The organism is Bradyrhizobium roseum (assembly GCF_030413175.1).
GTDB lineage: Bacteria > Pseudomonadota > Alphaproteobacteria > Rhizobiales > Xanthobacteraceae > Bradyrhizobium > Bradyrhizobium roseum.
Genome location: NZ_CP129212.1, coordinates 2,173,245 through 2,195,700, shown reverse-complemented (window position 1 = coordinate 2,195,700; position 22,456 = coordinate 2,173,245). Strand labels below are relative to the sequence as shown.

The window sequence follows — 22,456 nt, the reverse complement described above, 5'->3', positions numbered from 1 at the left end:
TCGATCGCAAAGCGCCGGGTAAAATTTGCTTGTGTCATCCTATCCTATGCAACCTTTCGAGCGGTTGGTTATTCCCGAACTGGGCCACCATTAGGCTTCGGGCGCCAAACACGAGCGGAGACTTGCATGCGTTTCCTTGCGGCAATCGGTGCCCTGGCGATCGTGGCCGGCATCGGAATGGGGGTTTTCTTCTTCGGCGGGTACTACAGTGTGGCGGGAACCAACGAAGACCCGGCCGCCGTCACATGGGCCCTGACGCGGGTGCGGACCGCGTCGATCAATCGCCACGCCAATGACAGCCCACCGGCGTCATTTGGCGACGCCGCCATGGTCCAGGCCGGCGCCAAGGCTTACGCCAGTTTCGGCTGCGCGAACTGCCACGGCGCGCCGGGCGTCATGTGGCAAAAATATTCGGAAGGGCTGCATCCCTACCCGCCGGACCTGAAGAAGGTCGCGGGGGATCTTTCGCCCGCGCAACTGTTCTGGGTGATCAAGAACGGCATCAACATGACGGGAATGCCGAGCTTTGAGCAGGCCGGCGCCAAGGACGATGAGATCTGGTCGATCGCGGCGTTCGTCAAGAAACTGTCTGACGTTTCCGACGGCGACTACAAGGCCTGGAGCGCGTCGGCTGAACCGAAGAAATAGGCGGCTTTAACCCTCTGGCTCGTTTGTCCTCGCTTCGCCGGACGACGCGACGATGCCGCCCGCGATCGCGGCCAGCACCGCCCAATAGCCATAGCGGAAGTCGGACGCCACGCCGAGGGCATAGAAGCTCGCGACATAGACCGTCGCCGAACCGCAGACGGCCAGCGCAAAGGACGCTTCGCGCGGGCCGCTTCGCCTCCAGCTCCAGCCACAGATGACGATACAGGCCAGAAGCCAGAATCCCGCGCGGAGAAAGGGCGTCGGCTTGATGGCATCGTGCGCCGCGACCAGGGCGTTAAAGGCCGCGCGATCGGCGTAGACCCTCTCCATCGGGTGTTCAACGTCGGCCGTCCACATTCCCAGATTGTCGGCGGCGAGAAAGTTCCACATGAAGGCCGAGCGATGCTGCAGGTAGGCGACCGGATGATGGAGCACCGCCGTTAGCCAAGCGCTCGGTATCGCCGGTGTGCCGAACAAGCCCGTTTCGCGCTCGACCTTGCGCATGACGAAATCACACGGCTTGAGCCGCCAATAAATATCCCACATCGTCGGCTGATAGCAGCCGTTGAGCAGCATCGCGCTCTCGGACTCGCTCCACGCGACGGGGAACTGGTTCTGCTTCGCAAAGTGGCTGATACCGCCGAGATCGAAGATCATGATCGTTTGCAGCGGATGCTGTCGCTTGGCGTCCAGCATGCCGTAGTAGGCAAGTTGCACGGTACCGAACAGGCCAATCATGGCGGGGACATAGAGGATGGCAGTCCTGCGCAGTGACACACGCGACAGCCAGACGATGTAGGCCGCGAGGATCGGCGCAGCCAGCAGCGCGTTCGGCCTCAGCAGCACCCCTGATATCAACAACACCAGCGCCAGCCCTTGCCCGGCCGGCCTGATCGGGGACTGGCGTTCAGATACCGCGAAGGCGACTGTTGCGGCGAGCAGCCAGCACGTCGCCAGCAGAACGTCCCGCCAGATGATGCCGGCAAAGGCAAGAGCCGGCGGCGTCATCGCCAGCAGCGGCAGCAGCAGCGCGACGGTCTTGCCGCGGGAAGCGAGCGCGAGCGACAGCATGCCAAAGCCCGCCCAGTAGGTCGTCGCAATGAGAAGGAACATGCTGCCGGGACCGGGAGCGATCGGATCGATCACGCCCCACAGCCAGACCATGACCGGCGACTGCCAGTCGCCCATCGTGCCCTTGGCGATGTCCTCGTACACGAACTTGGCGTCGTAAGTCATGACACCGGGATAGAAGATCAGCAGCGTCAGGCCGAAGCCCGCGGCGAGCAGCACGGCGACGGAGATCATCACAGCGCGGGGCTGTAGCGATGGTCGTTCAGTCCGCGACGGCATAGATGTCTCCGGAATTCGCCGTCTGCGGCAGCTCAGTCAGCCAACGGGCGACGTCCGGCGCACTCATCCAGTCGCCGATCAGCGCCTGGCTCTCGCCAAGCGCCGCGTTGAAACGCGCGTAGCCCAATGCCGCACATCGCTCGATGCAGGCAAGCCCGACGTCGCGCTGGATGGTGGTGAATTCAAACGACAGCGCAGGCACTGGCTGCGACAGGCCCGACAAGGCCTCCGCCTCAAAGCCTTCCACGTCGAGCTTGATGAAGGCGGGAACGCCATGCCCGGCGACCAAGGCATCCAGCGTGGTGACTTCGATCTCCGCGGTCTCGCTCCAGCGCTGGGTTTCCCAGCCCGGCGCGCCATCGGCGGCTTTGACGAAAGCCGGAGAAATCGACGACACCGTCGGGTTATCGACGTTGATCAGCATGCGCGCCCTGCCCGGCTCACGGCCCACCGCCAGCGCCTCGATGGTCACCGATCTGCTGCGGCCATAGAGCAGCCGGAGCGCCCGCACCATGGCCGGCTGCGGCTCAACCGCGAGGACGCGCGCGCCGATCCGCTGGAACGAGGCAACGCGATCGCCGACATGTGCGCCGACGTCGAATACGAGATCGCCGGGGCGGACGAACTGGCGATAGAACCGGTCCATCGCCGCTGCCCGCTTCCGGTCTCCGTAATAAATGCGAAATGACCGGAAGGTGGCTCGCGCGGTCCTGATGGCGCCGAACATCGGCTAGACCGAGTTGGTCAGAGGCGGCGGGCTCTCCGACTTGATCGCGGGCAACGCCAGTTCAAGCAGATCCTCAGGTGTGACCGTCTCCTCCGGAATCCGGCCGATGCCGACACGCGCGGCCAGTTCGCCGATCGCAGGCCAGGCGGTCACCATCGCGAAGGGGACCGACAAAGCCGGGCCGCCGGCAAGCAGCAGAACGTACGGCAGCGCCCATGGCTGATTCGCGAGTACAAGGCCGAGCGATGCGCATCCGACCAATGTCTGCGGCCAGAGATCCTGCAATGCCAGGGGTAACGGCACCGCATGATCGTCACGAACCTGGCCCATCCAGCCAATCTCGCGATTGAACAGCAGTCCGAACAGAAAGATCGTGTGACTGATCCAGAGGATCGGGCACAGGATGATGGAGTAGATCGTCTCGATGACGAAGTTGACGGAGAATCTGCCCGCGCCGCCGAACGCGCGCCGCTCCTGCCGCGCCAGCAGGACGTCGAGCGCGCCCGCAATCTTCGGCGAGAACCACATCACGAGCACCCAGATCAGCAACGCGCCGCCGGCATCGGCGCGCATGATCGTGGCGGGATCATCACTCGTTGCGAGCGCGATCGTGGCGAGGACCAGCAAGCCGATCCAGGCCGGCGAACCGATGAACATCAGGATCGCGAGCACGAGCTGATAGCGGCTAACCGGCCGGAGTGTTGGCAGCAACAGAAACCGCCAGTACTGCATGTTGCCCTGGCACCAGCGCAGGTCGCGGCGCATGAACTCCAGCAGCGTCGGCGGATTTTCCTCCCAGCCGAGATCCTCGCGCGGCAGGACGCGCACATGATAGCCTGCCGCGCGCATCAGCGCGGCCTCGATCTGGTCGTGGCTGAGGATATGCCGCTCCGCCTCGCCGCTCCCGGACAGCACCGGGAGCTGGCAGTGCTTCATGAACGGCTCGAGCCGCAGGATGGCGTTGTGTCCCCAATAGGGCCCGCAATCGGACTGCCACCACGCGCTTCCGATGGTGTAGGAGCGCATGCCGAGCCGCATGCCGAACTGGAAGATTCGGGCGAACAGGCTCGTCGACGGCAGCCCCACGATCAGGCCCTGCAAAATGCCGAGCCTGGGATCGACCTGCATGATCCGCACCAGGCGGATGATGGCGTCCGCCGACATAAAACTGTCAGCATCGAGCGTGACGGCGAATTCGTGGCGGCTGCCCCAGCGTTCGCAAAACTCGCGGACATTGCCGGCCTTGAAGCCGGTATTCACCGTGCGGCGGCGGTAGTCGATCGCGATCCGGTCGCGCCAGCGCCCAATCAGCTCCGAAAACAGCGCCTCTTCGCTCGCCGCAAGATGGGCATCGCTGGTATCGCTGAGGAGGTAGAGATGGAACTGCTCTCCATAGCCGGAATCGTGGAGTCCCTCGAGCATCGTCTCGAGATTGCGGATGATACGCCGCGGCAATTCGTTGCGCATACACAGCAGGATGGCCGTCGACGCCGTCACGGGCTGTTCATCGCCGATCATTCCGGCCGCAGGCAGAACTGCCGCGACCGGATCGGCGGAAAAGCGCATGATGATGAAACCGATCACGGCATTCGCGAACCCGGCGGCCATCCAGGGCAAGGTGATGGCAAACAGGACAAGCGCGGCAAGATCAAGGACGCCAAATCCACCGGGCGCCAAGGCGACCGCAGCAAGCCATAGCGATGCAGCGATGGTAATCGAGAACAGGGCGGCAAAAACCGCCCGCCTGGCGAACATTCTGTTGTCGGCGGCGTTGGCTTGAATCATGGCGGGGCGGGCTACCGGCAGCAGATCAGGTTACGGCTTCTCATTCGCCCACGGGCGGTGCAGAGTATTGTCTATAACACGTCCTGCCGTCATGAATTCCAGTCCGAGATCGAAGAAAATGGCTGTCAGCGCCGGCGCTACGACGACCTCGGCTTTGTGGTATCGTGGTCCCAGACAGGTCGAACTCCGCGAGGAACTGACCCCGCCGCCCGGTGCCGGCGAAGTGCGTGTAAAAGCCCTTTTCAGCGCCATCAGCCGCGGCACGGAATCGCTGGTCTTTGACGGCCGCATCCCCCCGGGCGAATTCCAGCGGATGCGCGCGCCGTTCATGGCCGGCGATTTCCCGTTTCCGGTCAAATATGGCTACGCCGCGGTCGGACAGATCGAGAACGGCAGCGATGTCTTGCGCGGCAAGACCGTCTTTGCGCTCCATCCGCACCAGACCGCGTTCAACATCCCTTCCGACGCGGTCGTTGTGCTCCCGGAGGCTGTTCCGCCATTGCGTGCGGTGCTGGCGGCCAACATGGAAACGGCGCTGAACGGCGTGTGGGACGCCGCGCCAGGTCCGGCCGACCGCATCGCGGTGGTCGGAGCCGGCGTGGTCGGCGCCCTCGTCGCCTATCTGTGCGGGCGGATTCCCGGAACGGATGTCACGCTCATCGACATCAACGGCAGCCGGGCGGAATTAGCAGGCCAACTCGGGGTTGGCTTTGCAGAGCCCGCAAACGCCAAAGCCGACTGCGATCTCGTCGTTCACGCCAGCGGATCGCCCGATGGATTGCGGACGGCGCTCGAACTGGCCGGCGACGAAGCGACGGTGTTGGAAATGAGCTGGTATGGCGATGCGCCGGTGACGGCAATGCTTGGCGGGCCGTTCCACAGCCGCCGGCTTCGGCTGATATCGAGCCAGGTCGGACGCATCGCGCCATCGCATCGTCCGCGCTGGACATACGGCCGCCGGCTTGCCGCCGCAATCGCGCTGCTGGGCGATCCCAGGCTCGATGCCTTGCTGGCGCCCCCTGTTGCCTTTCGCGATCTGCCCGCGCGCTTGCCGAATGTTCTCGAGGCCGGCAGCGGTGTACTCTGCCAACCCATCACCTACCCTTAAGGAGCCGCCGTGTTCACCGTAGAAGTTCGCGATCACATCATGATCGCCCATTCCTTCAAGGGCGCCGTCTTTGGACCCGCACAGAAGATGCATGGCGCCACATTCGTGATCGATGCCGCCTTCATCGCCGAGACCCTCGACGACAATGCGATCGTGATCGATATCGGCCGCGCGCATGAGGCGCTCAAGGCGGTGCTTGGGCCGCTCAATTATCAAAATCTCGACGAAGTGCCGGAATTCAAGGGCAAGAACACGACGACGGAATTCCTGTCCAAATACATCTTCGACGGCCTGGCGAAGCCCGCGCGCGCCGGCGAACTTGGCCGTCCCGGCCGCGAACTCAAGGCGCTGCGCATCACGCTGTCCGAATCGCACGTCGCGCGCGCACAGTACGAAGCGCCCTTGTGGTGAAGCGCGTCGTCTTCGCGGTGCCGGGCAGCCTCGATACGCCGACCGGCGGCTATGCGTATGACAAGAGGATCATGGCCGAACTCCGGCAACTGGGCTGGGACGTCGAATGCCTCGACATCGGCGACGGATTTCCTTCGCCTGACGAGGCAACGCGATCCGCTGCGCGATCGCTCCTGCTGAAGATACCTGACGGCCAGCCGATCGTGATCGACGGCCTGGCTTTGGGAGTGTTGCCGGATGTCGCGGCGGACGTTGCAGGCCGCCATCCGTTGCTCGGGCTGGTGCATCATCCGCTCGCGCTGGAATGGGGGCTGTCGGCCGAACGCGCCGACGCCTTGCATCGCAGCGAGCGGGCAGCGCTCGCGTCGGTGCGCGCAGTCGTGGTGACCAGCCCTGCGACGGCAAAACTCGTCGCTTCTGGTTATGAAGTACCGGCCGGGCGCATCACCGTCGCCAGGCCCGGCAGCGATCCGGCGCCGCGCGCGCGGGGAAGCCGGGACGGCACGCCGCATTTGCTCGCCGTCGGCGCCGTCACGCCCCGGAAAGGATTCGACGTGCTCGTTGCCGCGCTGGCGACATTGGCTGAACTTCCGTGGCGGCTGACGATTGCCGGCGATCTCACCCGCGATCCGAGCGAAGCGGCACGGCTTTTGGCCTGCATATCGGAATATGGGCTTTCGGGCCGCATCGCGGTGGTTGGCGAGGTGTCCTCCGAACGCCTCACGGCGCTCTATGACGAGGCGGACGTGTTCGTCCTCGCTTCCCGTTTCGAGGGATATGGCATGGCTTACAGCGAGGCACTGTCTCGCGGCTTGCCCGTGATCGGGACCAAGGCTGGAGCCATTCCCGATACGGTCCCGCCAGCGGCGGGCCTGCTGGTTTCCCCCGGAGACGCAGCTGAACTGAGCGCGGCCCTGCGTCAATTGATCGCTGACGCCGAGTTGCGGCGGAGGTTCGCGGACGGCGCGTGGGCATCGGCGGGGACGTTACCCACCTGGCGGCAGTCCGCGGCGATCTTCGCCGCCGCACTGGAGAAACTGTCATGAGCGGCTTCTCTCCCGAATGGCTGGCCTTGCGGGAAAGTCATGATCTGCGGGCGCGCAATCCGGTGGTGCTCGGCGCGGTGGCCGATCGGTTCAGGTCGCGCGACTCCCTCAACGTGGTCGATCTGGCCTGCGGTGCAGGCTCTACCGTCCGTGCCATTGGCCCGCATCTGCAGGCACGACAGCACTGGGATCTCGTCGACAACGATCCACATCTGCTGGCGTTGGCATGCGGCGGAAATGACGACAGCGATGTCAGGCTGAATGCCGTGTCGCTCGATCTTGGCGGCAATTTCGAAGCGGTGCTCGACAGCACAAAGCACCTGGTGACGACCTCTGCACTGCTCGATCTGGTCTCCGAAACATGGTTGGATCGCCTTGTCCGCCACATCGCCTCGCGCGCGCTGCCGTTTTACGCAGCCTTGACTTACGACGGACGCACCGACTTCTTCCCATCCGACCCGCTCGACGAAATCATCATTTCGGCGGTCAATGCGCACCAGCGTACCGACAAGGGCTTTGGACCAGCGCTCGGCCCCTCGGCCGCCGCCGCGGCCATTTCCAGGTTCGAGGCGGCCGGCTATTCGGTCATCCAGGGCCGCTCGGATTGGCAGATCGGAACGGCCGATCACGAGATGCAGCGCGCATTGCTGTCCGGATGGGCTCAAGCCGCAAGAGAGATCGAAGCGCTGCCGCATCGCGACATTGACGATTGGCTGGCTAGACGTAACGAGAACGTCGATTTGAGCGCTTCAACGATGCGCGTCGGTCATGTCGACTTTTTTGCAGTGCCGATGACGATCCGCTGATCGGACAGATCACAATCGAACAAAACATCGTCCTCGATCTTGTGCACGCGGACCTGCATACGGCGGGCCTCATCGGCCCGATCGAGTGGCGGCAGCGCGATACCGGGACCTCCTGCGCCAAGCATGACGGGCGCGACGGTGACGTGCAACCGATCGAGACATCGCGCCGCGATAAAGCGGGACACGGTATCGGCGCCGCCCTCGACCAGAATCCGGCGCATCCCCGCGCGGGCCAGCGCCGCGACGATGGCGGAAGGTGCAAAGTTTCCGTCTTCTTCGGTCAAAATGATGACCTCGACCCCCGGCGGCGGCGCAGCCGCGGAGCCTTCCACCGTGATCAGCAGGCGGCGAACACCATCGTCGGCGAACAGCTTTGCATCCGCTCCCAGGCGCCCCTTCGGATCGATCACGGCACGCGCGGGCTGTGGGCCGGCGACTTGCCTGACTGTCAGTTGCGGATCGTCGGCCAGCGCCGTTCCAACGCCGACGACGACGACGTCGACCAGCGCACGCAGCCGGTGCAGATGCTCAATGCCGGCCGGGCAGTTGATGTATTTCGAATGACCCGTCGCGGTCGCGACCCGGCCGTCGAGCGACTGGCCGATCTGCCCGATGACCACGAGATCGTCCACCATCCCGCCGCACAACGGGCCGAATAGATCGGCCCAGGCTTGCGGCAGAGGTTGCTGTCCTTTACGAAAACGATCGACAAAGCTCTCCCACTCATCGGAAGACGCAAATTCACAGGTGAGGAAATTGCCAAGCTGTACAGCAGGATTCAAAATACGGTTCTCGCACGTTATTGATGCCACTATCGGTCACTCGATCCTAAAAATCCATATGATTTATGACGGAATGATTGCGGACCTTCGGTGTTCCACGAACGCGCCCGGTATTGGAGAATCCTGTAAATGAGCGCCGCGCATTCCCAAGCAAGTTCCGCGTTGTTCGGCAACGAGGAATACCTCGCGGTCAGCCGTGCCCTTAACGAACTCCACACGCGGAGACCGGTTCGCTTCGACGCCCCCGGTGAGATCCTGTTCGCTTTGCCGGTGGAGGACCTCGACGACCAGCGGCTGCGCGAATTTGCAGGGCTGTGCGGCCCGAACGCTCTGCACCTGATACTAACACAGCAGCGGGCGTGCGCCATCGGAATTGAGGCAGCCGCTCCGATCGCATTGCCGCTCTCCGCAGAGACCCGTGCGAGCGAAATCTTCGCACTTGCCGCCGCCGGTGACGACCGCAAGACCCACGCTGCCCTGAAAGCCGTGGCCGCCGGCCGTGCCGCTCGGGCAGCGATCCGGCTCGTCAAGCTCAGCCGCGGCCTGCCGGCGGTTGTGGCGGCCAATCTGAAAACCGTTCCCGAACAAGTGACGCGAACGATAGTCAGCGTCGAAGCCGACGCGGTCGATCGCTTCGCGGCACGTCACGGGGACGCATTAGTGGTTGCGAGCGACGCCACGATTCCCCTTGTGTCGGGCTCGGCGGCCCGCTTTGTCGTGTTCCGCGACGCGCTCGGTATCGACCAGGTCGCCATCATCGTCGGCAAGCCTGACTTCGCCGAACCGGTCCCGGTTCGTCTGCATTCGGCATGCCTGACGGGCGACGTGTTCGGCTCGCAGCGGTGCGACTGTGGCGACCAGCTCCGGCTCGCGCTGACACGACTGGAGAGCCTCGGTGGCGGCATCGTCCTGTACCTCGCCCAGGAAGGGCGCGGCATCGGTCTTGCGAACAAGATGCGGGCCTATCGATTGCAGGACACCGGACTCGATACGCGCGACGCCAACACGATGCTGGGTTTCGAAGACGATGAGCGCAACTACCAGATCGCTGCGACGATGCTCCGAACCCTCGAATGCACCCGGATCCTCCTGATGACCAACAATCCGGCAAAACTCGATGGTCTCAAGAAAGGCGGTATCGAAATCCTCGCCCGCGTTCCGCTGGAAACGGCGGTGAATTCCCACAACAGGCACTATCTGACGACGAAGGCCGCACGCTCCGGACATAAATTCGCCACCCTGAAATCTCCTGCAGGCGAGACGTCATGAAACTGCGATCTCTCCGCCGATGCTGAACGGCATCACGCCCGGTATGAAGAGTCATTGAGATGGCCGACCAGGCGCTGCGTCTCGATGACCATTCGTTCCGGCTTCTGGTCATTGGCGGAGGCCTCGGCTGGGCCGTAGCGTTTCCTGTCGCCGCGCTGCTGTTCCGGCTCCAGCTCTATGGCGACGGCGCGATGTTTTCGTACGCGGTCGCAGTCCGGGATGTCTGGGCCTTTCATTGGCACAATGTCTCCGGCCGAATGTCGGTGTTCCTGTTGACGCTGCTGCCGGCGGAGGCGCTCGTTTGGATGACGGGCAATCCCTCGGCCGGAATCATCGCATACGGTCTTCTGTTCTATATCTCGCCATTGATCGGGTTGGCTGCAACTTACGCGGCCGACCGTTCCCCCGGCCGCATCATCTTTGTCTATGCGTGCGGATCGACAGCCCTGCTCTGCCCGCTGATCTTCGGCTTTCCAACAGAAATGTGGCTCGCGCACGCGATATTCTGGCCGGCGCTGGCGCTGAGCCATTATGCGAAGCCGACCGTCGCCGGTGCCTTGCTGGTATTTGCTACATCGCTCCTGCTGGCCTTCACCCACGAAGGAGGCCTGGTGTTGCTCGCGACCATTACGGCTACGCTGGCGCTGCGCGGGTTACGGAGTGCAGCTTTTGTTCGCGCGGTCGCCAGCCTGATGGTCATCGTGGCACTGGCTGCGGCGGCGAAGATTTTCGCTCCTCCCGATGACTATTACGCCGACGCATTCCTGCGGGCCGCCCTGAATTTCTTCGATCCCGCGATTTTCGAGGTGAGGATCGTTCTGGTCCTGCTGGCAGCTGTGATCGCCTACGGCGCGAGCTTCATGCTTATCTCAAAATGGCTTCCACGACAGGCGTGCATTGTCGCGCTTGGGCTCCTGCTCGGGGCACTGACCATCTACTGGCTGCATTTTGATCATTCGCTGCATGCGGACAGCCGCTATTATCTGCGAACCGCGCTGGTCCTTGCCATTCCGCTGCTCGGCGCTATGGCGGCAATCACCGCCATGATCAGGGAAGAAATTGACCTTGAGCTGGCGAGCCTTGGGCACAGCCTGATCTCGCGACGTGAGCGTGCGTTATGCGCCCTCGCCTCGATGTTTATGGTGGTGACCACGATTCATCTGGTTGAGACCGGGAAGTTCGTCGCCTCCTGGGTCGATTATCGCGATGCCGTGGCCGGTCTGGCGATGAGCGATCAATCTGATCCCAGGCTCGGCGATCCTCGTTTCGTCTCGGCCGAACGGATCCGGCCAGCGCTCGCCGCGCTGTCGTGGTTTTCGACCGTTCCTTATCTATCGATCATTCTTTCAAACTTCGCGCCGAACCGGCTCGTCATCGATCCCGCCGGGAATTACTTCTGGCTATCGTGCGAGACAGCAACGAAAAGCAGGGATTCCGCGCTTGCCGTTCCGGTGCAGGCGCGCGAACTGGTACGGATATATTCGTGCCTGCACCGATAACATCACGCCGAGAGAACCCTTGAAGCTGATCATCTTTGATTTCGACGGCACGTTGGTCGACAGCCGCTCCCTCATCCTGGAGAGCCATCGTATCGTCTTTGCCGAATTCCAGTTGCCCGCCCCGCCGCCGGCCACCAGTCTGGCGCTGGTCGGGAAATCACTTAACGTCATCCTGACGGAGCTGGCCGGCCCGACGGCGCCGATATCAGAGATGGTCAGGGCCTACGATCTGCTGCTGCCGCGATTGCGAGCCGACGCTGGCTTTGCCGAACGGCCGTTCGATGGCGTAGGCGATCTCTTACTCGAGCTGAGTTCCAGTCCGGATACCGTTTTGGGTCTTGCGACCGGACACAGGACCGACACAGTGGCTCCTGCTCTGGAAGAGCTGCGATGGGATGGCCATTTTCGAACTATTCAGGCCGCCGACACGGCGCCCTCAAAGCCGCACCCCGGCATGCTCCTCCAGGCGATGGCGGCGATCGGGGCAACGCCCAGCGATACGATCTTCATCGGCGACACGACGTTTGACATGGAGATGGCGCGGGCCGCCGGCCTCCGTTCGATCGGCGTCGCCTGGGGTTACCACGAAACGGATCGATTGATGGCGGCCGGCGCGCATCGCATTGCCACGGCGGTCGACGAACTGCGCAACTGTATTCGTTCCGTCATGAACGAGTGAGCCAGCTTACTCCCGGCGCAGCCGATGTTTTTTGATGGGAATAAGGCCTTCAGGGGGAGAAATTTCCCCCGGGGAAGTGATCCACTCGATCAAGCGCAGTGAAATTTCGTCCTCTTCTGCCTTGCGCAGCAGGTCGTCCCGCTCGTCGCCGTCGGGAAGTTCGCCGGCTTTCCCACGAAGGGTTCTGATCTTGTCGCGCAAGCGATCGACGTTGGACGCTTTGTTCACGCTCGAATACTTCCGGTTCGCGGCTACCCGTAGTGGTACGCGCAACACGGTGGAGGGTTTCGAACGGTTTTGCGATAATTGGCTTCTTTACCCCGCGAATAGATGACAGGCGACCTGGCGATCCGTGCCGGACGCTTTCAGCTCCGGCACATCAACCCGGCATCGGTCCATCGCGAACGCGCAGCGCGGGTGGAAACGGCAGCCCCGCGGCGGATCGAGCAGGCTCGGCACTTCGCCCGCCACGACGGAATGACGAACAAAATCCGGATCGGCGCGCGGCACGGCATCGAGCAGGGCCCTCGAGTAAGGATGCTGCGGGTCGGAATAGATCTGTGACTTCGGCGCTGTCTCGACGATGGCGCCGGCATACATCACGGCCACGCGGGTTGAGACCGCGCGCACCACCGCCAGGTCGTGCGCGATGAACAGATAGCTCAGCCCGATCCGGTCCTGCAGGTCGAGCAGCAGATTGACGATCTGCGCCTGCATCGAGACGTCCAGTGCCGATACCGGCTCGTCGCACACGACGAAATCCGGATTAAGCGCTAGCGCCCGCGCAATCACGATACGCTGCCGCTGGCCACCGGAGAATTCATGCGGATAACGCTCGACGCTGTTCCTCGGCAGCCCCACCAGTTCGAGCAATTCCGCGACCCGATCGTTGCGATCCTTGCGCGAATGCGTGCCGGCGATGTCGAGCGGCTCGGCTATGGCGTTGCCGATCCGCATTCGAGGGTTGAGCGACGCATAAGGATCCTGAAACACGAACTGCAGCCGCGACCGCACGGAAGCGAGTTGAGCTTTGCCATCCGGTCCGGTGATGCTGTGACCGAACAGGCTGACCGCCCCGCTTGTCGCCGGGATCAACCCGACCAGAATCCGTCCTGCCGTTGTCTTTCCCGAACCGGACTCGCCGACCAACCCCAGCGTTTCGCCGCGCATGATATCGAAATTGACGCCGCTCAGGGCGTGAAGCGTCGAGACGCCGCCGGCATGCTTGACGGCGAAGGTCTTGCAGAGGTCGCGGACTTCGACGATGGGCTGGGGCTGGTCAACCATGGCGCGCGCCCAGTGCGAGAAGACGCGGCGGACAGCGGGCCGACTGGCGATCGCCGGCCAGTTGCATCGATGGTTGCTGGTCCAGGCAGCTGTCCTGCACCAGCGCGCAGCGCGGGCTGAATCGGCAGCCCGGGATGACCTCCTGCGGCGACGGGATTCGGCCGGGAATGGTGGCAAGCCGCGGCGCATCGCTGTCCAGCTTCGGCACCGCTGATATCAGCCCCATGGTGTACGGATGCACAGGGCGCCGGAACAGCTGCGCCACCGGCGCATCCTCGACCACCCGACCGGCATACATCACGACGACGCGCTGGGCGAATTCGGCGATCACACCGAGATCGTGGGAGATCAGCATGACGGACATGCTCAGCTCCTTGCGGAGGTCGCGCAGCAGTTCGAGGATCTGCGCCTGAATGGTGACGTCGAGCGCGGTGGTCGGCTCGTCGGCAATCAAGAGCCGCGGCTTGCAGGCGATCGCCATCGCGATCATCACCCGCTGCCGCATGCCGCCGGACAGCCGATGCGGATAGTCGTCGGCGCGGCGCGAGGCGTCGGGAATCCGCACCAGGCCGAGCAATTCGACCACACGTTTTCGCGCGGCCTCTCCTGTGAGGCCCTGGTGCTGGCGCAACGTCTCCGAAATCTGGTCGGCGATGGTCAGCACCGGATTGAGCGACGACATCGGGTCCTGGAAGATCATGGCGATCTCGCTGCCGCGAATCCGCCGCATCGCCGACGCGCGCGCACGCAGCAGGTCCTGCCCCTGATACAGGATCGTCCCGCTCGATATCCGCGTGGTGGCGCGCGCGTGCAGTCCCAGAATCGAGAGCGCCGTGACACTCTTGCCGCTGCCGGATTCGCCGACAACGCCGACACAATCGCCTGCATCCACGTCCAGCGAGACATCATCGATCGCCGTCACCCAGCCGCTATCCACGCGGAACTGAACGGTCAAATTGCTGATAGCGAGAAGCGGCGCGGTCAACATCAATCGCCCCCCTTCTGGCGCGGGTCGAGCAGGTCGCCCAGCGCGTCGCCGAGCAGATTGAGGCTCAATGCGGCAAGGCTGATGGCGACGCCCGGAAACAACATCACCCACCAGGCTTCCGTGGCGTAGTCGCGGCCCTCGGCGATGATATTGCCCCAGCTCGCGATCGGAGGCTGAATGCCGACGCCGAGAAAGCTGAGCGCCGCTTCCGCCAGCATCGCATAGGCAAAGATGAAGGTCAGATGCACCAGCAGCGGAGCAAAACAATTCGGCAGGATGTGCCGCACCACGATCCGCAGCGAGGACGCGCCCGAAACCTGCGCGGCATGCACGAAATCCATCTCACGCACCGTCAGCGCCGCCGCGCGGACGATGCGGACGCCTGCGGGGATGTAAGCAACCGTCAGCGCAATGATGACGCTGGACACGCGGGGCCCCAGCGCGGCGGCGATGCCCAGCGCGAGCAGGATGGCAGGAAATGACATCAGCGCGTCCATCAGCCGCATGATCGCGCCGTCGAGCCTGCGAAATTGCGCGGCGATCACGCCGATGATGGCGCTACACAGTCCGGAGATCACGCAGACCGAGATGCCGACGAACAGCGATACCCGTGCGCCGTAGAGCACGCGGGTAAAAATGTCGCGGCCGAACATGTCGGTGCCGAAGAAAAATTGCGACGACGGCGGCCGGAAACGCAAGCGTACCCGCATTGCGGAGGGATCGACCGGCGAGATCAGCGGCGCCAGCACGGCGGCCAGCGTCAACAGCAGGATCACCGAGAAGCCGATCATGAAGGAGCGATGGCGCAACAGGCGGCGCAGCGTATTGTGGCCGCGCGGAGCCACGATCGCAGAAGCCGTCGCCAGCGATCCCAGTCCGACATCAGTCATGACGCACCCGCGGATCGGCCAGGGTGTAAAGGATATCGACGGTCAGGTTGATCATCACGAAGGTGAAGCCGAGGATCAGCATCGTCCCCTGCACCAGCGGATAATCGCGCGCCAGGATCGCCTGCACCACCATGCGCCCAATCCCGGGCAACGCGAACACCTGCTCGATGATCACAGAGCCGCCGATCGCGGCGCTCAGCAAAATGCCTGTCGCGGTGATGATCAGGATCAGCGCGTTGCGCAGGGCGTGCTTGCCGACGGTCCGCCACTCGCTGAGGCCCTTGGCGCGCGCGGTCCGGATGTAATCCTGGCCGAGCACGTCGAGCATCGCCGAGCGGGTCATGCGGGACAGGAAGCCGATCTGGAACAGCGACAGGATCAGCGCCGGCAGCGCGATCGAGGCGAACCACGGCCCGGCGCCTTGCGAAATCGGCACAAAGCCGCTCGACGGCACCCAGCCGAGCTGCACGCTGAACAGGATCACGCCGAGGATGGCGATCCAGAATGCCGGGATCGACACCCCGAGCAGCGCCGTCGTCATGACAAGTGAGTCGATCCAGGTTCGCCGGAAATAGGCGGCGACCGATCCCAGCAGCACGCCGACGGGTATCGTGAAGGAGATCGACAGCGCGGCAAGCGACAGCGTCACCGGCAGCCGTTCCACCACCGCCGAAAGCACGCTCTGGTGCAGGATCAGCGACGAGCCGAAATTGCCCTGCGCCAGATTGAGCAGCCAGATCGTGAGCTGTTCGAGAAACGGACGATCCAGGCCGAGCTGCTTGCGCACCTGTTCGATCGCGGCGGGCGATGCCTGCTCGCCGGCGATGATGACGGCCGGATCGCCAGGCAGCAGGCTGAGCAGCAGGAATGCCAAGATCGAGATGATCACGACCACCGGCACCGCCTGCAGGAACTTCACGGCCACGATGCGTATCAGAGCTGCCTCCTCTGCACGGCAATGTGTCGATCACTCAAGCCACAAGTCCCACAGCTGCAGCACGCCGGCATAGTCGTTCTGGCCCTGAAGCTTCTTGGAATAGCCGCTGAGCCGGCCGGTGTCGGCTATCTTGATCAGATAGGCGCCGCCGAGCACTTCCTTCTGGATCTTGAGCCAGCTGGCCCGGCGCGCCTCCAGCGTTGGGGCTACGAAGAACTCGCCGTAGGCCTTGTCGAGCGCCTCGTTTCCGACGATGTGCGGGAAAGTGTAGATCATCGGCCGCCACTGCTGCGGCCCCAGAATGTGATCGGGCCCGAATGCGGTCGTGGAAAGGTTCCAGTCGCCGGTGCCTTGCTGCATATGCGCTGCGTTGGTGGTCCAGTCGGTGATCTGGACATCGACGGCCATGCCGGCCGCCTTGAGCTGCTCGGCGACGATCAGCATGGTGGAGCGCATCCACTGATAATTGCTGTTGGTCTCAATGATAATCTTCTCGTTCTTGTAGCCGGCCTGCTTCAGGAGTTCCTTGGCCCTGGCCGGATCCTTGATGTCGTACCAGGGCGTCGGCGCGGTCTCGCCGAGATAATACGGCGTGCCGGGAAACGACATCCACGGATTACGTTTGTTGAGGCCACCGGCACCTTCGATGATCTCATCGACGTTGATCGCCGCGGCGATGGCCTGCCGGATCAGCACATTGGCGGTCAGCCCCTTCTGCGAATTGACGATGATGTAGCTGCCGAGCACCGGAAACACTTCACGGATGGCAAGGTCCTTGCGCTGGGTGACGCGGGCGCTGAGCTCGCTGGGAATGGAGGAAATCAGCTGTGCCTCGCCGTTCTGCAGCGCCGCGATCCGGGTCGTCGCCTCCGGCATGAAGCGATAGCGGACGGCGTCGAGATACACGGTTTTACGGCCGCCATAGCCGTCGCGGCCCGGCGCGCCGGTATCGGCCACGTAATCGTCGAACCTGACGATGACGAGATGGCTGTCCTTGACCCATTCGCCGAATTTGTAGGGGCCGGTGCCGATCACCTCGATATCGCGGGCCGGCTTGTCCTTCTGTGACGCCGGCAGGATCATCAGCGGATAGATCGGCGACTTCAGGGTGTCGAGCAGCACGACATTGGGCTCTTTGAGCGCGATGACGAAGCTGTAGGGATCTGGCGTCTCGAAATGATCGATTGCTTCATAATTCTTGGCGGCGGGGCTGATGCGCCGGTAGCGCTCGAACGAGGCCTTGACGTCAGCCGACGTCATTTCCTGGCCGTTGTGGAATTTGACGCCCTTGCGCAGCTCGAACGTATAGGTCTTGAAATCCTCCGAAGCTGCGGCCTTCGCCGCCAGCATCGGACGGGTGGCGTTCCTGGCGTCGAGCGTGACGAGGCTTTCGAACAGATTGTGGATCACCTCGAGTTCGACGGCGCTCGATGCCATGTAGGGATCGAGCGTGCCCGGCCCGGACACGCTGGCATAGACCAGCGTGCCACCCTTCCTGGGCTGCTGCGCCTCAACGCTGCCGTTTGCGGCGAATGACAATCCGATGATCAGGCTCAGCGCCAGGACAACGCCCCGTCTTGCAACGCACCGGCTCATTCGCTGTACTCCTACTGGTTCGCCGCCAAATAAGCGCGGCGCCTGAATGTCAAAGCCTCGCAACAATCTTGAAAGCCTCGTCCGTCACCGAAAGCGCGAAATCGATATCGGCCGCGGTGTGGGCGAGGGAGAGAAACATGTTGTGTTTTGGATGCATGTAGACGCCGCGGCTCAATGTCTCCTGCACGAAGCGCGAGCCGCGGGCATAGTCAGCGTCATCCTCAAACAGGATCGTGGGCATCTGCGGCGGGCCGCTTTGCCGCACACCGAGGTTATAGCGCCGCGCCTGCTCGGCGATGCCGTCGCGCAGCCGCTGGCCCATCCGCCGCATCTGCTCCGGGCCGTTCTCGGCCTGCAGCACGTCAATGGTCGCAAGCGCGGCCGCCATGGAGGTCGCGCCGCACCAGAACGAGCCGGTGGCGTAAAGCTGCGCCGCGGCATCGCGAAACCGGTTGTTGCCCATCACGGCCGCCAGCGCGTAACCGTTGGCGATGGCCTTGCTCCAGGCGCTGAGGTCGGGCTGCACACCGATCTGGTCCCAGCTGCCATGCAGCGTGAGCCGAAAGCCGGCGCGGACGTCATCGAGAATTAGCGCAGCATCATTGGCGTCGCACAGCGCGCGGGCACGCGCCGCGAACGCCGGGTCCGGTAATTCCTGGTGCTTGCCATAGTCATGGCGGAACGCCGACACGACGATCGCCGCCAGGTCGTTGCCGGCGCGATCCACGGCGGCTTCAAGGCTCGCGACATCATTGTAATCGAAATACAGGATATGCGCGCGATCCTCGGACATCACGCCATAGGGATACGGCGAGCACCACGGAACAGCGCCGTGATAGGCGCCATTCGCCAGCAGCACCTTGCGCTTGCCGGTGGCGCCCCGCGCCAGCGTCACGCAGGTCGTGGTCGCATCGGTGCCGTTCTTGGAGAACAGCGCCCAGTCGGCATGTGTCACCAGGCCGACGAGGCGCTCGGCCAGTTCGACCATGCGTTCGGAGGGGCCGTTCAGACAGTCGCCCTGCTCCATCTGCCGCCGCGCCGCCGCGTCGACGGCGGGATGGCGATGGCCGAGCACGACAGGTCCCCAGCTGCACATGAAGTCGAGATATTTGCGCCCGTCGACATCCCAGACGTGACACCCTTGGCCGCGCTCGAAGAACTGCGGATATCCCTCAGGCAGGCCGCCGGCCCGCATGTGGCCATACATGCCGCCGGGCACGACCAGATTGGCGCGATCACGCAGGCTTTGATCGATGGGGCCAAGCACAGTGGTCATCAACTCTCCCGTTCAAGGGCCGCTTGGTGCGAAGGATATATGATATATTATGGATAACAAGCGCCGACTTCGCGGCCTTCCGCCGCGATCACGACGGCAGCAACTGCTGATGCGAAGTGGTGGAAGCCTCGATCTTGTCCCACGCATACAGCATCGGCACCATCTTGCCGGCGGCCCAGGTCGCATTCTGGTTGTCATAGGTCGGGCTGCCGGTGTGGCCGGACGCGCCGTGAAACACGATCCACTGGCAATTCTCCCAGGCGCCGACGTCGAACACGTAGCGCGACAGGGCGGCATAGGTGGCGCGCATGCCGAGCCGCGCGATGTAGCCGGTGGCGAACGGCGTATCATTGTCGCCACCGAGCGGTCCGCAAGGCTTGTCGAGCAGCGGTGCATACTCCGGAAAGGCCGACGATAGCGGATGGCGCAGGACTGGCCGGTGCACGGTGGCCCAGTCTTCCGACGGACAATCCCTGGCGGCCTCGGCCAGCGCCTGCGCGAGCAATTCGTCCCAGGTGGCACCCGCCACCAAGGCGGTGTCGCCGGCGCGCAGCAGTTGCGGTACTGTCCACCAGATCTGGCTCTCGCCGAAAATGCCGGGCGGAATTTTGGTGTAGGGACTGTCGGCCACCGCACGCACGCCGCTCTTGTCCGCAACAAGCTTGGTCAGCGCGGTGCGCAACGCGACATAGGCAACCGCTGCCTTGGACCCCGCATTCATGTCGCCGTTCCAGTCGACGATGCGGTCGCGCAACGTCGCGGCCGCGCCATCAACCGCAACATGGCGAATCCGGTCGCGGAATTCGAGCGCGATAACGCTGACGGTATCGCGGTGGATCGACGCCATGTCCTCCACCGTCGCCTTCGACAGTCTGGCGAGGCGCTGCCAGATGCGGCGCGCGCGATGCGGCGGCATGCTGTCGGTGCCAAAATAGATTTCGCCGTTTTCCATCACGCGGTTGTTGGCGGTGACGATGGCCTGCTCGGCTGGATCGATGGTGCACGGCATTTTCTCGAACGGGATCAGGCCGCTCCATTCATGCTCGCCGGTCCAGCCCGGCACCGGCAGCCAGCCATTGGAGCGCGGGCGGACCGGCACCTTTGCGCGCACGCGGTTGCCGATACGGCCGGTCGTATCGACGGCGACGAGGTTGTGATCCATCAGGCCCCATTCGCGGCCGGCATCGTACAATTCCTCGACCGTTGAGGACCGCAACACCGGCAGCGTGCAGTCGAACGACGTGTCCGGCTCGGCGAACTGCATCGAGCGCAGCACGAGGCCAGTGCCACCAGCGGGATCGCCCGCGATGACCGGACCGTGCATGGTTTCGACGACGTCGATGCTGACTGCATTTTCGCCGCGCACCGCAATGGTTTCCGCGCGGTGTTTGACCGGCTTCCAGCCGCCCTTGAAGCTGGTGTTCTCGACCGCTGCGTCGAAGCGCTCGATATAGAGGTCATGAATGTCGACGAAGGCGTGGGTGACGCACCACGCCACCTTGCCGTTATGACCGAAATTCGGAAACCCGGGCGCGCCGGGAACAGTGAGACCGATGACGTCAAAATCGTCGCAGGCGAGATGGGCCTGCGCGTACATGCTCGGCATTTCCAGGACGCGGTGCGGGTCGCCGGCCAGCAGCGGCCGCCCCGTTGCGGTTCGCTGCGGTCCGAGCGCCCAGTTGTTGCTGCCGCCGGCGACTTCGGCTTCCTGTTGGTCCTGGCTGCCGAGCAGCGCTTCGAGACCCGGCTTCAGATCGGCGAGTGCTGCGAGATAGCGCGTGCCCTCGGCGCCCGGCGGAATGCACAGCATATCGTCGCCGCCATCATCGAAACGCAGCTTCGATACCTGCTCTGCGCCGACGATGGGCAGCGCTGCCGCGCGCCACAGCTTCCACCACACCGACCCCATCAGGAATCCGATCTGGCGCATCACTGCGATCGAATGCCAAGGCTCCCAGGCTGCCGGCCTGGTGCCGAGAATGGCGTATTCCGCCGGCCATGCGCCCTGCCCGATAAAGGCGTTGACGCCGCGCGCATAGGCTTCGAGCATCGCCCGGGTGTCGTTGTGGAGCAGCGCGAAATCGCGTTGCGAGGCGCCCGCGGTGTCGAGCTGCCGGGCCAGCACATCGCCGGCCAACGCCGATTTTCCAACCCATTGCGCGTAGCGCCCGGTGCCACGGCGCAACAGCGCTTCCATCTGCCAGAGCCGGTCCTGCGCATGGGCAAAGCCGAGCCCGGTGAAGGCATCGAGATGTGAGGCCGCGCGGACATGCGGGATACCCCAGCTATCGCGTCGCAGGTCGACCTTGCCGGACAGTCCGGGCACCATCGCCGCGCTGTTAAGGTCCGGCAGATAGGTCTTCGAGGCTGGATCAATGGTGCCTGTGGTCATGACGTTATCCCGGAATAAGGCTTGCAGCGAATCCTTGCGACACATTCCGGCTTTCACGGCGAAGGGGATCCACGCCCCAGCCAAAAGCCGGTATCAGCTACCAGGATATATCATATATCATGAATGTCACCGGAAATCAGCGAATGCCGGCAAGGCGGCCCTGCATGGCCCCTATCCTGCCGCCGTCGTCAGAAATTCCAGGCGCATGTTGCCGTCGGCATCCTCCTTGACGACGGCCTGCCCCTTCTCGATCTGCAACAGCAATTTTACGAGCAGCGCGCCGCCTTCGAGAATGTCATCCTGGATCGCCTGGCGCGCCGCGACGGCATTGCGCTCCTGCAGCGCGTCCATCAGCACCAGATGCTGATGACGCCCCGGATAGGTCGGTCGGGCGTGCGGATAGAGGAATTTCAGCAGGGGGCCGTTGCGAAGCCAGATCGTTTCCAGGATGGAGACCAGATCCTCGGCTTGCGAGGCGCGATAGATCAGAAAATGGAAATTGAAATTGGTCAGCGTGGCGGACTCGGAGTCGCCATCCTTTTCGGCCTTGACCAGCGCATCATGCAGTTTTTTGAGCTGTTTGAGGTCGGCGCTGGTCAACAGCGGCACGGCTTTTTCCGTCGCCAGTCCCTCGAGCAGCAGGCGGATCTCGCGCAGTTCGCGGTAGCGCGTCAACGACAGCCGCGTCACGGTGATGGACTGCCCCGAGCGCATCTCGAGCCCGCCCTCGCGAACCAGCTGCATGATGGCTTCGCGCACCGGCGTATCGCTCACGCCCATCGCCTCGGAAAGCTCCCGGATGCGCAAGCGCTGGCCGGGCCAGAACCGACCGGCCATCAAGGCCTCGCGCAGCTGGCCATAGGTACGCGACGCCAGATTCTCGCGACTGCTCGAAACAAAACCCTTCAAAGCCATCTGCCGATCCCGAATGCTGCCGTCGCCCCGCGCGAGCCGGTGGTTGAGCGGGCCCGAAGCCCGCG

21 protein-coding genes are annotated in these 22,456 nt (G+C 63.7%); 8 read left to right on the top strand and 13 right to left on the bottom strand.

All coding sequences use genetic code 11. The features are described 5' to 3' along the window. The first annotated feature begins 126 nt into the window (after positions 1-126). On the top strand, positions 127-648 hold the full coding sequence (locus tag QUH67_RS10335) for a c-type cytochrome (RefSeq protein WP_300946569.1): 522 nt from the start codon (positions 127-129) through the stop codon (positions 646-648). A 6-nt stretch (positions 649-654) separates the two neighbouring features. On the opposite strand, the gene QUH67_RS10330 is transcribed toward QUH67_RS10335, so the two are convergent. The 3 genes from QUH67_RS10330 to mdoH form a co-directional block, all read right to left on the bottom strand. Continuing rightward, on the bottom strand, positions 655-1,998 hold the full coding sequence (locus tag QUH67_RS10330; RefSeq protein ID WP_300946568.1) for a hypothetical protein: 1,344 nt from the start codon (positions 1,996-1,998) through the stop codon (positions 655-657). Next, the gene (locus QUH67_RS10325; protein WP_300946567.1) at positions 1,982-2,644 is read right to left on the bottom strand and encodes an FkbM family methyltransferase; all 663 of its coding nucleotides are present in this window, start codon (positions 2,642-2,644) and stop codon (positions 1,982-1,984) included. The genes QUH67_RS10330 and QUH67_RS10325 overlap by 17 nt, the downstream gene beginning before the upstream one ends. An 84-nt stretch (positions 2,645-2,728) precedes the next feature. Then, positions 2,729-4,510, bottom strand: a complete 1,782-nt coding sequence (gene mdoH, locus QUH67_RS10320) for a glucans biosynthesis glucosyltransferase MdoH (RefSeq protein ID WP_300946566.1) — start codon at positions 4,508-4,510, stop codon at positions 2,729-2,731. Between the two features lie 118 nt (positions 4,511-4,628). On the opposite strand from mdoH, the gene QUH67_RS10315 reads away from it, so the two are divergent. The 4 genes from QUH67_RS10315 to QUH67_RS10300 are packed head-to-tail and all read left to right on the top strand — an operon-like array spanning position 4,629 to position 7,881. After that, the gene (locus QUH67_RS10315) at positions 4,629-5,618 is read left to right on the top strand and encodes a zinc-dependent alcohol dehydrogenase (RefSeq protein WP_300946565.1); all 990 of its coding nucleotides are present in this window, start codon (positions 4,629-4,631) and stop codon (positions 5,616-5,618) included. A 9-nt stretch (positions 5,619-5,627) separates the two neighbouring features. Beyond that, positions 5,628-6,029, top strand: a complete 402-nt coding sequence (locus QUH67_RS10310) for a 6-pyruvoyl trahydropterin synthase family protein (RefSeq protein ID WP_300946564.1) — start codon at positions 5,628-5,630, stop codon at positions 6,027-6,029. Then, positions 6,026-7,075 carry a glycosyltransferase family 4 protein gene (locus tag QUH67_RS10305; protein WP_300946563.1) on the top strand — a complete coding sequence of 350 codons (1,050 nt, stop codon included), beginning with the start codon at positions 6,026-6,028 and terminating at the stop codon, positions 7,073-7,075. Before QUH67_RS10310 ends, QUH67_RS10305 begins: the two co-directional genes overlap by 4 nt. Further along, complete coding sequence (locus tag QUH67_RS10300; protein WP_300946561.1) at positions 6,997-7,881, top strand: hypothetical protein; 885 nt, start codon at positions 6,997-6,999, stop codon at positions 7,879-7,881. Before QUH67_RS10305 ends, QUH67_RS10300 begins: the two co-directional genes overlap by 79 nt. Here QUH67_RS10300 and QUH67_RS10295 read toward each other — a convergent pair. Beyond that, positions 7,842-8,663, bottom strand: a complete 822-nt coding sequence (locus QUH67_RS10295; protein ID WP_300946560.1) for a RibD family protein — start codon at positions 8,661-8,663, stop codon at positions 7,842-7,844. The two genes, QUH67_RS10300 and QUH67_RS10295, sit on opposite strands and share 40 nt — an antisense overlap. A 129-nt stretch (positions 8,664-8,792) precedes the next feature. Here QUH67_RS10295 and QUH67_RS10290 point away from each other — a divergent pair, with 129 nt between their 5' ends. Genes QUH67_RS10290 through QUH67_RS10280 form a run of 3 tightly spaced genes read left to right on the top strand, consistent with a single transcriptional unit; the run spans position 8,793 to position 12,110 of the window. Continuing rightward, positions 8,793-9,932 (top strand): GTP cyclohydrolase II, encoded by a 1,140-nt coding sequence (locus tag QUH67_RS10290; RefSeq protein ID WP_300946559.1) that lies wholly within the window; start codon positions 8,793-8,795, stop codon positions 9,930-9,932. Positions 9,933-9,991: 59 nt separating this feature from the next. Further along, entirely contained in the window at positions 9,992-11,431 is a 1,440-nt protein-coding gene (locus QUH67_RS10285) for a hypothetical protein (protein ID WP_300946558.1), read from the top strand. A gap of 19 nt (positions 11,432-11,450) precedes the next feature. After that, the gene (locus QUH67_RS10280) at positions 11,451-12,110 is read left to right on the top strand and encodes an HAD family hydrolase (protein ID WP_300946557.1); all 660 of its coding nucleotides are present in this window, start codon (positions 11,451-11,453) and stop codon (positions 12,108-12,110) included. A 6-nt stretch (positions 12,111-12,116) separates the two neighbouring features. On the opposite strand, the gene QUH67_RS10275 is transcribed toward QUH67_RS10280, so the two are convergent. From QUH67_RS10275 to QUH67_RS10235, 9 genes are all read right to left on the bottom strand, one after another. Then, positions 12,117-12,338: a hypothetical protein gene (locus QUH67_RS10275; protein WP_300946556.1), complete on the bottom strand. Its 222-nt coding sequence runs from the start codon at positions 12,336-12,338 to the stop codon at positions 12,117-12,119. An 87-nt stretch (positions 12,339-12,425) separates the two neighbouring features. After that, complete coding sequence (locus QUH67_RS10270; protein ID WP_320416131.1) at positions 12,426-13,397, bottom strand: ABC transporter ATP-binding protein; 972 nt, start codon at positions 13,395-13,397, stop codon at positions 12,426-12,428. Then, positions 13,390-14,385 carry an ABC transporter ATP-binding protein gene (locus QUH67_RS10265; RefSeq protein WP_300946555.1) on the bottom strand — a complete coding sequence of 332 codons (996 nt, stop codon included), beginning with the start codon at positions 14,383-14,385 and terminating at the stop codon, positions 13,390-13,392. The genes QUH67_RS10270 and QUH67_RS10265 overlap by 8 nt, the downstream gene beginning before the upstream one ends. Further along, positions 14,385-15,275, bottom strand: coding sequence for an ABC transporter permease (locus QUH67_RS10260; protein WP_300946554.1), 891 nt, complete (start codon positions 15,273-15,275; stop codon positions 14,385-14,387). Before QUH67_RS10260 ends, QUH67_RS10265 begins: the two co-directional genes overlap by 1 nt. Continuing rightward, on the bottom strand, positions 15,268-16,212 hold the full coding sequence (locus QUH67_RS10255) for an ABC transporter permease (protein WP_407080452.1): 945 nt from the start codon (positions 16,210-16,212) through the stop codon (positions 15,268-15,270). The genes QUH67_RS10260 and QUH67_RS10255 overlap by 8 nt, the downstream gene beginning before the upstream one ends. A gap of 30 nt (positions 16,213-16,242) precedes the next feature. After that, positions 16,243-17,808, bottom strand: coding sequence for an ABC transporter substrate-binding protein (locus QUH67_RS10250; protein WP_300946552.1), 1,566 nt, complete (start codon positions 17,806-17,808; stop codon positions 16,243-16,245). A gap of 49 nt (positions 17,809-17,857) precedes the next feature. Then, positions 17,858-19,084, bottom strand: a complete 1,227-nt coding sequence (locus QUH67_RS10245; RefSeq protein ID WP_300946551.1) for an aminotransferase class III-fold pyridoxal phosphate-dependent enzyme — start codon at positions 19,082-19,084, stop codon at positions 17,858-17,860. Between the two features lie 88 nt (positions 19,085-19,172). Further along, complete coding sequence (locus QUH67_RS10240) at positions 19,173-21,476, bottom strand: penicillin acylase family protein (protein WP_300946549.1); 2,304 nt, start codon at positions 21,474-21,476, stop codon at positions 19,173-19,175. 171 nt (positions 21,477-21,647) lie between these two features. Beyond that, a complete protein-coding gene (locus tag QUH67_RS10235; RefSeq protein ID WP_300946547.1) occupies positions 21,648-22,391 on the bottom strand; it encodes a GntR family transcriptional regulator in 744 nt (247 codons plus the stop codon). Positions 22,392-22,456: the final 65 nt, after the last annotated feature.

Coding starts and splice junctions, on each gene's coding strand:
- QUH67_RS10335 (WP_300946569.1), top strand. CDS start 127: ATGCGTTTCCTTGCGGCAATCGGTGCCCTGGCGATCGTGGCCGGCATC.
- QUH67_RS10330 (WP_300946568.1), bottom strand. CDS start 1,998: ATGCCGTCGCGGACTGAACGACCATCGCTACAGCCCCGCGCTGTGATG.
- QUH67_RS10325 (WP_300946567.1), bottom strand. CDS start 2,644: ATGGACCGGTTCTATCGCCAGTTCGTCCGCCCCGGCGATCTCGTATTC.
- mdoH (WP_300946566.1), bottom strand. CDS start 4,510: ATGATTCAAGCCAACGCCGCCGACAACAGAATGTTCGCCAGGCGGGCG.
- QUH67_RS10315 (WP_300946565.1), top strand. CDS start 4,629: ATGGCTGTCAGCGCCGGCGCTACGACGACCTCGGCTTTGTGGTATCGT.
- QUH67_RS10290 (WP_300946559.1), top strand. CDS start 8,793: ATGAGCGCCGCGCATTCCCAAGCAAGTTCCGCGTTGTTCGGCAACGAG.
- QUH67_RS10285 (WP_300946558.1), top strand. CDS start 9,992: ATGGCCGACCAGGCGCTGCGTCTCGATGACCATTCGTTCCGGCTTCTG.
- QUH67_RS10270 (WP_320416131.1), bottom strand. CDS start 13,397: ATGGTTGACCAGCCCCAGCCCATCGTCGAAGTCCGCGACCTCTGCAAG.
- QUH67_RS10265 (WP_300946555.1), bottom strand. CDS start 14,385: ATGTTGACCGCGCCGCTTCTCGCTATCAGCAATTTGACCGTTCAGTTC.
- QUH67_RS10260 (WP_300946554.1), bottom strand. CDS start 15,275: ATGACTGATGTCGGACTGGGATCGCTGGCGACGGCTTCTGCGATCGTG.
- QUH67_RS10250 (WP_300946552.1), bottom strand. CDS start 17,808: ATGAGCCGGTGCGTTGCAAGACGGGGCGTTGTCCTGGCGCTGAGCCTG.
- QUH67_RS10245 (WP_300946551.1), bottom strand. CDS start 19,084: ATGACCACTGTGCTTGGCCCCATCGATCAAAGCCTGCGTGATCGCGCC.
- QUH67_RS10240 (WP_300946549.1), bottom strand. CDS start 21,476: ATGACCACAGGCACCATTGATCCAGCCTCGAAGACCTATCTGCCGGAC.
- QUH67_RS10235 (WP_300946547.1), bottom strand. CDS start 22,391: ATGGCTTTGAAGGGTTTTGTTTCGAGCAGTCGCGAGAATCTGGCGTCG.